At 65.2% G+C, this 12,872-nt stretch carries 7 protein-coding genes and 3 pseudogenes; 3 read left to right on the forward strand and 7 right to left on the reverse strand.

Going from position 1 to position 12,872, the window contains the following annotated elements; all coding sequences use genetic code 11:
* Together WAO18_RS24685 and WAO18_RS24690 are read left to right on the forward strand one after the other, a co-directional pair.
* Window positions 1-169 (forward strand): annotated as a pseudogene (locus tag WAO18_RS24685) (hypothetical protein); the annotation flags it as partial.
* Between the two features lie 40 nt (window positions 170-209).
* Window positions 210-1,673 carry a flavin-containing monooxygenase gene (locus WAO18_RS24690; RefSeq protein WP_422208854.1) on the forward strand — a complete coding sequence of 488 codons (1,464 nt, stop codon included), beginning with the start codon at window positions 210-212 and terminating at the stop codon, window positions 1,671-1,673.
* Here WAO18_RS24690 and WAO18_RS24695 read toward each other — a convergent pair.
* The 7 genes and pseudogenes from WAO18_RS24695 to fdxA all read right to left on the reverse strand — a co-directional run bounded on the left by WAO18_RS24695 (window position 1,663) and on the right by fdxA (window position 12,366).
* Window positions 1,663-2,574 carry a pseudouridine-5'-phosphate glycosidase gene (locus WAO18_RS24695; protein WP_422208855.1) on the reverse strand — a complete coding sequence of 304 codons (912 nt, stop codon included), beginning with the start codon at window positions 2,572-2,574 and terminating at the stop codon, window positions 1,663-1,665. The genes WAO18_RS24690 and WAO18_RS24695 overlap by 11 nt on opposite strands.
* A gap of 23 nt (window positions 2,575-2,597) precedes the next feature.
* On the reverse strand, window positions 2,598-4,922 hold the full coding sequence (locus tag WAO18_RS24700) for an amino acid permease (RefSeq protein ID WP_422208856.1): 2,325 nt from the start codon (window positions 4,920-4,922) through the stop codon (window positions 2,598-2,600).
* Between the two features lie 29 nt (window positions 4,923-4,951).
* Window positions 4,952-6,892: pseudogene (locus WAO18_RS24705) on the reverse strand (APC family permease); the annotation flags it as partial.
* A 141-nt stretch (window positions 6,893-7,033) separates the two neighbouring features.
* Window positions 7,034-8,962: pseudogene (locus WAO18_RS24710) on the reverse strand (APC family permease); the annotation flags it as partial.
* A 154-nt stretch (window positions 8,963-9,116) separates the two neighbouring features.
* A complete protein-coding gene (locus WAO18_RS24715) occupies window positions 9,117-10,916 on the reverse strand; it encodes an acyl-CoA dehydrogenase family protein (protein WP_422208857.1) in 1,800 nt (599 codons plus the stop codon).
* Between the two features lie 11 nt (window positions 10,917-10,927).
* Window positions 10,928-12,034 carry a succinyldiaminopimelate transaminase gene (gene dapC / locus WAO18_RS24720; RefSeq protein ID WP_422208860.1) on the reverse strand — a complete coding sequence of 369 codons (1,107 nt, stop codon included), beginning with the start codon at window positions 12,032-12,034 and terminating at the stop codon, window positions 10,928-10,930.
* A gap of 5 nt (window positions 12,035-12,039) precedes the next feature.
* Window positions 12,040-12,366 (reverse strand): ferredoxin, encoded by a 327-nt coding sequence (gene fdxA, locus WAO18_RS24725; protein WP_422208858.1) that lies wholly within the window; start codon window positions 12,364-12,366, stop codon window positions 12,040-12,042.
* A gap of 202 nt (window positions 12,367-12,568) precedes the next feature.
* On the opposite strand from fdxA, the gene WAO18_RS24730 reads away from it, so the two are divergent.
* Window positions 12,569-12,872: PadR family transcriptional regulator (locus WAO18_RS24730; protein WP_422208859.1), on the forward strand; the 304-nt coding region annotated here is incomplete at its 3' end.

A 12,872-nucleotide genomic window follows, 5' to 3' on the forward strand; every position in this document is an offset into this window, starting at 1 on the left:
CGGACCCCACCACACCCTCACCGAACACGGCTGGACCACCCGCACCCGCGCCAACGGCAACACCGACTGGATCCCACCAACCCACCTCGACCACGGCCAACCCCGCACCAACACCTACCACCACCCCAAAAAACTCCTCCAAGACAACGACGACGGCGACGGACCATAGCTCTTGCCGGTGCGCTTTCGGCGGGCATACCGTTCTCCTCATGACCGCCACGACCCAGCGACGGGATCCTAGGATCGTCATCGTCGGCGCAGGCATGGCGGGGATCGCCGTCGCTCATGTGCTGAAGCAGGCCGGCTTCAGCGACTTCACCATTCTGGAGAAGGGTTCTGACGTCGGCGGCGTGTGGCACTGGAACCGCTATCCCGGTCTGCGGTGCGACGTGCCTTCCTACGGCTACCAATTCGCGTTCGCGCCCAAGCCCGACTGGAAGCATGTGTGGGCCACCGGCGGCGAGATTCAGCGCTACCACCGGGACCTCGTCGATACATTGCAGCTGAAATCGCATCTGCGACTTGATTGCGAAGTCACCGAGGCGGTGCTCGTCGGAAATCGATGGCGGGTGTCCACCGCAAACGGCGAAGAGATCGAGGCGGATTTCGTCATCGCCGCCACCGGAGTCTTGCACCATCCGTTCATCCCCGACATCCCTGGCCTGGAATCGTTCGCCGGACCGGTGGTGCATACCGCGCGCTGGACTGACGTTGACACGCGCGGTAAACGTGTCGCGGTAATCGGTGCCGGTTCCACTGGTGTGCAAGTGTTTTCGGCGCTGCAGCCCGAAGCGGCGCACGTTACCCATTTCGTCCGCACACCGCAGTGGGTGATGTGGATGCCGATGCGGATGCGGCAACCGCGCGTGGTCGGCCGGATATTGCGGATGCTGCCCAAGCAGGGCAAGACAGTCCGGCTCGCCCAATTCGTCGGCTCCGACTACTTGGTGGACCTGGTCACCCGGCCGACGTGGCGGCGCCGGGCGGCTCAGCGCTACGGCTGGATGTGCCTGCGAGCCCTGGTGCGCGACAAGGATCTTCGCACCAAGCTGACCCCTGACTACGAACCGTTCTGCAAGCGGCAGGTGCTATCCGGCGACTACTACCGGCGGATCTCCAGGCCGAACGCCAGTTTCGTCAGCGAGCCGATCGCCGAGGTCACGCCCACCGGGCTACGAACCACCGACGGCGTCCACCACGATCTGGATGCGATCGTGCTCGCCACCGGATTCGCCGCCCACAACTACATGCGGCCGATGACGCTGCGCGGCCGCGACGGACTGTCGATCGACGACGCCTGGGCTAAGGGTCCGCGGGCCTGGGGAATGACCGCGATCCCGGGGTTCCCGAACCTGTTCATGGTGCTGGGCCCCAATTCGCCGACCGGGTCAATGTCGCTGCAGCACGTCGCCGAGCTGACAGCGCGCTATATCACTATGTGGCTGAAGCGTTTTCGCGACGGCGAGATCACCGCCGTCGAGGTCACCGAAGAAGCCACCAATCGCTTCGCCGACGACGTCGCCGAGGCGATGGTGCCCACGGTGTGGAACACCGGTTGCAATTCCTGGTATTTCGCCGACGACAACCACATCGACCTCTGGCCGTTCGACCGGAAGCGGTTGACCGACATGCTCGGTCAGCTGCGCGACGACGATTACATCCTCACGCCATAGCGGGATTTAAGAACGCAACAGCAATTTCCGCCGCCAGCCGGGCGTTGGACAGCACCAGCGCGACATTGGCCGACAGCGACGCGCCGCCGGTCTCGCGATGGAAGTAGTCGAGCAGGAACGGTGTGACGTCCTTGCCGCGTACCCCCGCCGCTTCGGCGGCGGCCAGCGCAGCGACCAGCACCCGGTCATGCAACGCGCGGTCCATTTCGTCGGCGGCCGCGATCGGGTTGGCCAGCATCAGCCCATAGCCGTCGGTACCCAGCCGCCGCCTGGCACGCAGCACATCGGCGACCTGTTGCGGCGTCTCCACCCGCCAACCCACCGGATGCCCAGAATCGGCGAGGTAGAAGCCGGGAAACCGATCGGTGCGATAGCCGATCACCCCGACGTTGAGCGACTCCAGCCGCTCGAGGGTGGCCCCGACATCCAAGATCGACTTGACGCCGGCGCAGACCACCAACACGCCGGTGCGCGACAACGTGATCAGGTCCGCGGACTCGTCCCAGTTGTCGCGTGCACCACGATGAACACCGCCGACCCCGCCGGTGGCGAACACCGTGATGCCGACCGCTGACGCCAGGTGCGCGGTGGACGCGACCGTCGTCGCGCCGTCCCCGCCACTGGCCGCAAGCACCGCGACGTCACGCACACCCACCTTGACCACCGTGTCGCTCTCGGCCATGTGCCGCAGCGCCCTATCGTCCAGGCCGATCTGCGCTTGGCCGCCGATGACCGCGATCGTCGCCGGCACCGCACCGCCAGATCGAACCGCCGCCTCGATCTCGCGCGCGACGCGTAAGTTGTCCGGCCGCGGCAGACCATGACTGATGATCGTGCTTTCCAGCGCGACGACGGGCCGGCCGGCGGCGAGCGCGTCGGAGACCTCGGGCTGGATATGCACGGGTTGCACCCTACGTCGCCGCCCTAAGACTCCTCGGGTGTCTCGATCACCGTGTATGTCGGATCGAGCATCGCCACCTGCTTGTTGCCGCTCTGGTTCGCTTTTCCGGTGACGCGCAGCACCTGGCCGGGCTCGATGTCGTCGCCATGCCCGGGGCGGAAGGTCACCCGGACCTCGCCGCTGTCGTCGCCAACGACGATCCAGCGGAACGTCTTTCCACGTTTGGTGATGTCTTCGACCTGGCTGACGCGGCCTTCGACGGTGGCGCGGCGTCCCGGAATCAGGCTGTTCACCTCGATCACCGCTGCCGACTTCTCCGGGTGCTCGTAATCTTCCGCCGGCTCTTCTTCGCCGCGCCAGATCCGCATCTCGATCTCTTCGATCTTCGAAGCGATGCGTTGCTCCAGGATGTCCGGGAACGCTTCGCGGATCCGGGACTGCACGTCGTACGGAACGATGGTGGCCGCCGCGTCGGGAACTCGGCTGACCGCCCGGGAAATCTTGTCGGCGGTTCGATCGTGCAGCAGCCGTCCCAGTAACGGCGCATAGGTCCGGCGCGGCAGCAGTACCGACACGTGGGTGTCGCGCTTTTCGTTGCGGGCCTTCACCACCAGCGTCTGTACCGCGCGGACGATCTGGCGATCCGGACAGTCGATCACCCGCAGCCGGATGTCGAGGTCGAAGTCATCCCAACGCTTTCGCAGCGCGGCAGCGTGGTCGGAGTCGATCATGAAATGCACCGCGATCAACTCGTCGGCCCGCAGCCCCTTGCCGTAGCGCAGCGCTTCGAGCACCGCGAGGTCAAGCGAATTGACACAGACGAACACCCGATGGCGTGCGTACTTGGTCATCTGCGGCCGGTCGGTGCGGAAGGCTTCGAGGATCGCGGACTCGGCCCGGTATTCGCGATTGAGCCGGATCAGCCCGAACACCAGGACCGGAAAGACCACGACCACCAGCCACGCGCCCTCGGTGAACTTGGCCACCGCGAAGATCCCCACCACGATCGTCGACAACACCGCCGCGGAGAAGTTGATCGCCAACCGGTGCCGCCAACCCCTTTCGCGTTGTGTCAGATGGTGTTTGGACATTCCATAACCGGCCATCGAGAAGCCAGTGAACACGCCGATCGCGTAAAACGGCACCAGCGCGTTGACCGATCCACCAGTGAACACCAGCAGGGCCACCGACAGCGCTGCGAGCGTGAGGATCCCGTTCGAGAACACCAGCCGATAACCACGCTGCATCAACTGGCGCGGCAGAAAGCGGTCCTCGGCAACGAAACTCGCCAGCGCCGGAAAGCCGTTGAAGCTGGTGTTGGCGCCGGTGTACAAGATGGCCGCGGTCGACACCTGGACCAACACGTACATCGTGTCGCCGACGACCCCGTTGCCGAATACCGCGCGGGCAATTTGGGAGAGCACCGAAGGGTACTCGCTGAGATACGGCGCGGCGTGGGTGGCGTAAGCCAGATAGCCGACCCCCGCCAGTAATAACCCCAGAATGCAGGCCATCGCGGTGAGTACCCGGCGCGCGTTGAGATTCTGCGGCTTACGGAAGACGTTGACCGTGTTGGAAATCGCTTCCACACCGGTCAGCGACGAACCACCGTTGGCGAAAGCCCGGAGCACCACCAAAATGGTCGCGCCCATCACCAGACCACTGCTGTGATGCACCGGTACCGCGCCGGCAGCGTGGCCCGGATCGTATTGCGGTAAGCCCCAAACGAGATGGCGGACAACGCCGGTCACGATCATCACGACGATCATGACCACGAACGAGTAGGTGGCGATCGCAAACGGCAGGCCGGCTTCGCGTAACCCGCGCAGATTCAGATAGCAGATGAGCAGAACCACCCCGACGGTGATTTCCAGGCTGTAGGGCCCCAGGGCGGGCAGCGCCGACGCGACCGCGACCGTGCCTGCCGCCGCCTGCACCGCTACCGTCACGACGTAGTCGATCAACAGCGCCGCCGCGGCCACCTGGGCCACCTTGGGTCCGAAATTCTCCCGCGCGACGATGTAAGAGCCGCCGGCTTTGGTGTAGGCCATCACCACTTGCCGGTACGACGCGGCCACCAGCGCCAGGATCAACAAGATGACGCCCATGATCGGCAGCAGCAAGATGAACGCGGCCAGCCCGGCATGTGGGAGCAACTCCGTCAGGATCTGCTCGGGACCATAGGCGGTGGACGATATCGCATCGGGTGAAAGTGCGCCCAGTGCAACGGGATTCGACAGCCGCTCGTTCGAAAGCTCCTGGGTGATCAGCGGCTTGCCCAGGAAGATCCGCTTGCAGACGTCGGAGAAAGACGGCGGAATATCCTGCTCGTCAGCTTCGACTGTCACGGCCGCCTACGCTACTAGGTGCGGCCCGCCTGGGCTAAGGCGTCGGGATCAACTCGTGCGATACGCGACTCCACGTCGTAGGGCACGATGATCGCGGTAGCACCCGGGACACGGCTGACCGCCCGGGCCATCTTGTCTGCGGTGCGGTCGTGAAGCAGCCGGCCCAGCATCGCGGAATAGGTCCGCCGCGGCAACAGCACCGTCACCTTGGTCTCCGGGTGGTGTCGTTTCACCTGCAGCACAAACTCTTGGGCGGCCCGACTCAGATTGCGGTCAGGGCAGTCGATCACCCGCAGCTGGGTGTCGTGCTCGAAGTGCTGCCAGCGCTCCTGCAGCTTGGCGGAATGATCGGCGTCGACCACGAAATGCACCGCGCACAATTCGTCTGCGTGCAGTCCTTTTCCGTAGCGCAGCGCCTCGACTTCGGCGAGGTCGACCGAGTCAACGAAAACGAACACCCGCAGCCGCGCGTACTTGGCCAGCTCGGGTCGTTCGGTGCGCGACATCTCCAACACCGAGGCCTCGGCGCTGTACTGCCGATTCAGCCGGATCAGCACATACACCAGGATCGGGAAGACCACGACCACCAGCCACGCGCCCTCGGTGAACTTGGCAACCACGAAGATGCCCACCACGATCGTCGACATCACCCCCGCCGACAGGTTGACCACCACTTTGCGTTGCCAGCCGTGCTCACGCCGGGTTCGGTGGTGCTTGGTCATGCCGAAACCCGCCATCGCGAACGCGGTGAACACCCCGATCGCGTAGAACGGCACCAACGCGCTGACCTTGGCTCCGGTCACCAGCAAAAGTGCCACCGCGAGCGCGGTCAGCGTGAGGATCCCATTCGAGAACACCAGCCGGTGACCGCGTTTGGTCAACGGACGCGGCAGGAACCGGTCCTCGGCTACGAAACTCGCCAGCGCGGGGAACCCGTTGAACCCGGTGTTGGCGCCGGCGAAAAGAATTGCGGCGCTGGATGCCTGAACCAGGAAGTAAAGGGCGTTCCCTAGCATCCCGTTGCCGAAGACCACGCGGGCGATCTCCGAGAGCATCGACGGGTACTCATCCAGGTACGGCGTGGCGTGGGTCGCGTGGGCAAGCCAGGCGACGCCGGCCAGCAAGACCCCCAAGATGCACGCCATGGCGGTCAGCACCCGGCGGGCGTTGACGCCTTGCGGTTCGCGAAAGATGTTGACAGTGTTGGAGATCGCCTCGACACCGGTCAGCGATGTACCGCCGTTGGCGAATGCGCGCAGCAATACCAGCACCGTCGCACCCATTACCAGCCCGTTGCCCTGGTGTACCGGCACCGCACCCTCGATGTGCGCCGGATCGTATTTCGGCAAACCCCAGAGGGCCTCACGGATGAGGCCGGTCACGATCGTCAGCAGAATCATGCCGACGAACCAGTACGTCGTGATCGCGAAGATCCGGCCGGATTGCCGCAATCCCCGCAGGTTCGCCATACAGATCAGGACCAGCACGGCGATCGTGAGTGTCAGGTGATACGGGCGCAACGCCGGGATCGCCGACACCACCGCGACGGTCCCGGCGGCGGGCTGCACTGCGGCGGTCACCACGTAGTCGATCAGCAACGCCGCGGCCGCGATCTGCGCGATCCGGGGCCCGAAGTTGTCCCGTGCCACCATGTACGCCCCGCCGGTCCTGGTGTAGGCCATCACGACCCCGCGGTAGGACGCGGAGACCAGCAGCAGGATGAGCAGGATGACGCCGATGATCGGCAGCAACAGCGCGAACGCGGCCATCCCGGCGCGCGGCAGCAGTTCGATCATAATCTGCTCGGGCCCGTAAGCAGTCGAGGAGATCGCGTCTGGCGAAATCGCGCCAAGCGCAACGGGATTCGATAATCTTTCGGACTCGAGCTGCTCGCTGGTCAGCGGCTTACCAAGGACGATGCGCTTCCAGCCGTCGGCGAAGGACGGCCGGATACCCGACTCGCGCTGCAGTGCAGTTACCACGTATCACTTTCCTCCGGAATCCGCGACCTGTGGAGTCAAGTCATCCACGTGGGTCCGCTGCGGTCCGGGCAACTCTATCGGATTATCAGGGAGGCGCGACTTCGCCGCTGATCCGTTGGTGGCCGCAGTCGCCATCGCGATGCGGGTCTTGATGTCGTAGGCCACGATCTGGGCACTGGCGCCCGGAATCCGGCTGATTGCCTTGGCGATCATGTCTGCGGTGCGGTCGTGCAGCAACCGGCCCAGGAGCTGCGAGTATTCCCGCCGGGGCAACAGCACCGTCACCTTGGTGTCCTCGTGCTCCGCCAGGATCTGCTCAACGAGTTCTTGAGCGGCCCGGCCCAGGTTACGGTCGAAGCAATCGACCATCCGCAGCTTGCTGACGTGCCCAAAGTGCTGCCATCGCCGCTTCAGGCGCTCGGCGTGCGCCGAGTCCAGCACGAAGTGCACCGCGGTCAGCTCGTCGGCCTTGAGCCCCTTGGCGTAGCGCACCGCCTCGACCTCGGCCAAGTCGACCGAGTCGACGAAGATCAGCACCCGGTGTCGGGCGTACTCGACCAGCTCAGGAGGGTCCACGACCGAAGTCTCCAACACCGATGCCTCGGCGCGATACTGCCGATTCAGCCGCATCAACGCGAAAACCAGGATCGGGAAAACCACGACGACCAGCCAGGCCCCTTCGGTGAACTTGGCGATCGCGAAGATCCCCACCACGATCGTGGACAAAATCCCGGCCGACAGGTTGATCACCAGCTTGTACCGCCAGCCGGGTTCACGATGGTTCAGCCAGTGTTTTGTCATGCCATAGCCGGCAATCGAGAAGCCGGTGAACACCCCGATCGCGTAGAACGGCACCAAGGCGTTGAGCGAGCCACCCGTCCCGACCAGGAGCGCCACCGCCAGCACGGTCAGCACGATAATGCCGTTGGAGAACACCAGTCGGTGGCCGCGTTTCATCAGCGGGCGCGGCAGGAAGCTGTCCTCGGCGACGAAACTCACCAACGCCGGGAAGCCATTGAAGCTGGTGTTGCCGCCGGTGTAGAGGATCAGCGCGGTCGCTGCCTGAACGAGAATGTAGAAAACATTCCCGATCATGCCGTTGCCGAAGACCGCCCGGGCGATCTCAGACAGCATCGACGGATACCCACTCTCGTATGGAAAAGCATGCGTGACGTGGGCCAGCCAAGCGACGCCGGCCAGCAGGAAAGCCAGGATGCAGGCCATGATCGTGAGCACTCGACGCGCGTTGGTGCTCTCCGGCGGGCGAAAGGCGTTGACCGTGTTGGAGATCGCCTCGACACCGGTCAGTGACGAGCCGCCGTTGGCGAATGCCCGCAGCACGATGAGGAGGGTGGCGCCCATGATCAGACCGCCGCCATGTTGCACCGACACGGCTCCACCGGTGTGCGCCGGGTCGTAGATTGGTAGGCCCCCGACGAATTCCCGAATGACTCCGACGACGATTGTCAGCGACACCATGCCGACAAATAGATAGGTCGGCAGCGCAAAAGGAGCTCCGGCCTCGCGCAGTCCCCGTAAATTCGCGTAGCACATGATCAGCACGATCCCCACGGTCATTTCCAGGCTGTAGGGACCGAGAGCGGGTATCGCCGACACCACCGCCACGGTGCCGGCCGCGCACTGCACCGCGACGGTGACCACGTAGTCGATCAGCAGCGCCGCCGCCGCAACCTGGGCTACCCGAGGACCGAAGTTGTCCCGCGCGACCACGTACGAGCCGCCGGATCGGGTGTAGGCCATGACGACCTGGCGGTACGACGCGGCCACCAACACCAGGATCACCAGGATCACACCGGTGATCGGAAGCAACAACGCGAACGCGGCCATGCCGGCCGCCGGGAGCAGTTCGATCATGATCTGCTCGCTGCCGTAGGCAGTCGAGGAGATCGCGTCGCATGAAAGAACGCCAAGTGCGACAGGATTAGACAACCGCTCATGTTGGAGCTGATCGTTGATCATCGGCCTTCCGAGGAAGACCCGCTTACACCGGTCGGCGAACGACGGCGGTATCCGAAGCTCGCCGGCCAGTTGTGACATAGCAAATTCCTCACAAAAATTCTAGGGTTTTTACAAAAACAACGTCGGACCTCGCCAAAGCCTACGGTTTTCAGAAACGAAAAGCGCGCTGAGAACGGCCTATCCAGCAGTCTCGAAAGCTTCTTTACGGAATCTTGATGCCTTGCGGCACTTACTATCCAGTCGTGACGGGCGGGCCCTGTGGATAAGCCAGTGCGCCGTCAGTCAGATCGTCGAACCGTTCGAGTCCTTCGTCGGCCTCGTCGTCGATACCGCGCAGCGGCCCCTGCTCGGCGAGATAGCGCCGCGCATACAGCCGGGCCACCAGAGCCTTGCGGTCCGCACTGCGGGCGGCTTGTTCCCAGGCGGCCTGCTCGGTGAGCAGGGCACCGGCGTAGACGTCGCCGATGAATTGGGCCAGCGGGAACAGCCGCGCCTCAGCAATGTCGGCGGGCAGTTTGGTCCAGGCGGTGATGGCCGCTTCGAGATCTTCGATGCGCCGACGCACCAGCCGGGTGGTGTCGTCGTCGTCGGACACCGAGACCGCGTCGTGCAGTCGCTCCAGCAGCGGCTGATGGGCGCCGATTCGCTCGATCCCCCGCCGCACGTCCAGGCACAGGATGTTGTCGGCGCCCTCCCAGATCGTGTTGACCTGTGCGTCACGCAGAAGCCTTGCCACCGGCCAAGTTTCGATGTAGCCGTTGCCGCCGTGGATCTCGATCGCATCGGAGGCCATGGTGATGCCGAGCCGGCACACCTTGAGCTTGGTGACCGGCACGGCAATTCGCTGCCGGATCGGCCGAGGCTGCCGATGGTTGGGGATGCCGACGCCGTCGAACACCAGCGCCTGAGCGGCTTCGATGTCGACGATCATCTCGGCGAGCTTGCGGCGCATCAACGGCTTGTCGAGCAGCCGGCCGCCGAACGCCTGGCGCTGCCGGGCGTAACACAGCGACTCGACCAGCGCACGGCGCGCGTTCCCCAGGGCGAACAGGGCGATACCGAGCCGCGCGGCGTTCGTCAGCTCCATCATCCGGCCCAGACCCTTGCCGTCGGACGGCTGCGCGTCACTGCCGGGCTCACCGGACAGCAGGAAGGCCTCGGCGTCGACCAGTTCGATCTCGCCGGAGGCCACCGAGCGAGTGCCCAGCTTGTCTTTGAGCCGCCGGATACGAATGCCATTGCGGGAGCCGTCGCGACGAGTTCGCAGCACCAGGAAGCTCGCCGCACCGCGGCTGGAATCCGGGGCACCCTCCGGTTTGGCCAGCACAACGAAGACCTGACCGTCGCAGTTGGACGCAAACCACTTGAAGCCGTTGAGTAACCAACTGTCGCCGTGCCGGGTTGCCGTCGTCTCCAGGGCTCCGAGGTCCGAGCCGCCGGCCCGCTCGGTCAGCAGCTGAGCGGTCTCGCCCTCCCACTCGCCGCTGGCGAATTTGGCCAGCACATGCTCGCGGACGTCGGCCGGGGCATACGCCGCAACCAGCGACTTGACCATGCCGCCGCCGGTTCCCAGCGCACACCCCATGCCGATGTCGGCCTGATCCAGCAGATAGTTGGACGCGAACAACGGCAGCGACGGGCTGACGCCGGCCTGCCGGGCGTCGTCTTTGAGCGCCTTCTGCGCGCTGAGCACCGCCCGCTTGGACTCGATGAACGACGGCGGCTGTACCACCTGGCTGATGTCGTGACCCCAGCGGTCGTAGCGTTCCAGATGGGCCGGGTTGCGGTCGGTCTGCTCGGCCCACCGAGCCACCGGACCGCCCATCAGCGCACCGATATCGCTCAGATGCGGTTCGACGACGGCCAGCTCATCGGGCTGCAGGTAGTACGCCATCGTCAACTGCAGCGTGGGGTCGGTGCGGTACCAGTTGAGGCCGACGGCGCCCCGGTAGTTCTCGGTGCGGTAGCGCTCCGACTTCTCGGGAGTGCTGAACGGCAGCCGGTCGACGGCCTCCACGTCGTATCCGGTCATCGGCGCCGCTCCTATTCCCCCAAACGGTCCACGGCGGCGGCGATCCGCTCGTCGCTGGCGGTCAACGCCACCCGGACGTGCCGGGCGCCGCGTGCGCCGTAGAACTCACCGGGTGCCGCCAGAATGCCACGCTGCGCCAGCCAGCCGACCGTGTCGCGGCACGGCTCGCCGCGGGTGACCCAGAGATACAGACCCGCGTCGGAATAGTCGATGGTGAAGCCGGCCGAACGGAACGCCGTCAGCAGCACGTCGCGGCGTCGGCGGTAGCGATCGCGTTGCTCGCGCTCGTGCGCGTCGTCGTCCAGCGCCGCGACCATGGCGGCCTGCACGGGCCGCGGCACCATCATCCCGGCGTGCTTGCGCACTGCCAGCAGCTCACCGATTACAGCGCCATCGCCCGCAACGAAGCCGGCCCGGTAGCCGGCCAGCGAGGAGCTCTTGGACAACGAGTGCACCGCCAGCAGGCCGGTGTGGTCGCCGTCGCAGACCGACGGATGCAATACCGATACCGGCCGTTCGTCCCAGCCCAAACCCAGGTAGCACTCGTCGGACGCCACCACCACGCCGCGTTCGCGGGCCCACCCGACCAGTTTTCGCAGATGATCGACACCGAGTACCTGGCCGGTCGGATTGCTCGGCGAGTTCACGTACAGCAATGCCGGCGCCTGCGGGCCGAGCTGGGTGAGCGAATCGGCGAACAGCACCCGCGCTCCGGCCAGCCGCGCGCCGACGTCGTAGGTCGGATAGGCCAGCTCGGGCACCACGACCGAATCCTCGTTGCCCAGGCCCAGCAGGGTCGGGAGCCAGGCGATGAGTTCCTTGGTGCCGATCACGGGTAGCACCGCCGACTCGGTCAGCCCGGTGATGCCGTAGCGGCGGCTCAGCGCGGCGACCGCCGACTCGCGAAGCTGCGGTGTGCCAGCGGTTGTCGGATATCCCGGCTCAGCGCCGGCCGAGGCGAGCGCATCACGAATCAGCGGCGCAACCGGATCGACCGGCGTGCCGACCGACAGGTCGACGATGCCGCCGGGATGAGACTTGGCCAGCGCGGTCGCTTCCGCCAGGGTGTCCCACGGAAACTCCGGCAATGACGCCGAGACTCGTCGGCGGTCAGTCAGGCGGCTCAGTCGCCCTCACCCTGCGGCGGGAGATCCTTGATGGCCTGCGGGTCGTTCTCGGTCATGCCGACTTTCGCTGCGCCACCCGGGGATCCGAGCTCAGCGAAGAAGTCCGCATTGATCTGTGTGTACTGGCTCCACTGCTCTGGGACGTCGTCCTCGTAGTAGATCGCCTCGACCGGGCAAACCGGCTCGCAGGCGCCACAGTCGACGCATTCGTCGGGGTGGATGAACAACATCCGAGCACCCTCGTAGATGCAATCGACTGGGCACTCTTCGATACATGCCTTGTCCTTGAGATCGACGCAGGGTTCGGCGATCGTGTACGTCACAGACGTCTCCTCACGGTCTCCAGCTGGCTGATTGGCTATGCCGGTAGGTGCTGAGCCGAATGGTGACGGCACTTCCCGGCGGTGCGATGTCTTGGTTACTGATACTAGACGTTGCATATACAACGCAAGCACCTGGTCACTATGCGCGTCGGTGCTGTGCAACTAGTTGCATAGGACGCCCCGCTGTTCCTATGCTGCGCGCGTGGCACTCCCCCACGCGATCCTGGTGTCGCTATGCGAGCAGTCGGGCTCCGGCTATGAGCTGACGCGCCGGTTCGATCGATCGATCGGCTATTTCTGGAGTGCCACCCACCAGCAGATCTATCGCACTCTGCGGGCGATGGAGGACGACGGCTGGGTGTCGGCGACGGTGGTGGTGCAGCGCGGCCGGCCGGACAAGAAGGTCTACACCGTCTCCGAGGCCGGCCAAGCCGAATTGGCACGCTGGATCGCCGCGCCGCTGCGGCCGGGCGGGTCGGGGCGTGGCGGCGCGCTCAGCGACAACC

It is taken from the genome of Mycobacterium sp., from assembly GCF_049278535.1.
Taxonomy (GTDB): Bacteria; Actinomycetota; Actinomycetes; order Mycobacteriales; family Mycobacteriaceae; genus Mycobacterium.

Excerpts from the sequence above, each read along its gene's own strand:
- WAO18_RS24690 (WP_422208854.1), top strand. The coding sequence starts at position 210 with ATGACCGCCACGACCCAGCGACGGGATCCTAGGATCGTCATCGTCGGC.
- WAO18_RS24715 (WP_422208857.1), bottom strand. The coding sequence starts at position 10,916 with ATGACCGGATACGACGTGGAGGCCGTCGACCGGCTGCCGTTCAGCACT.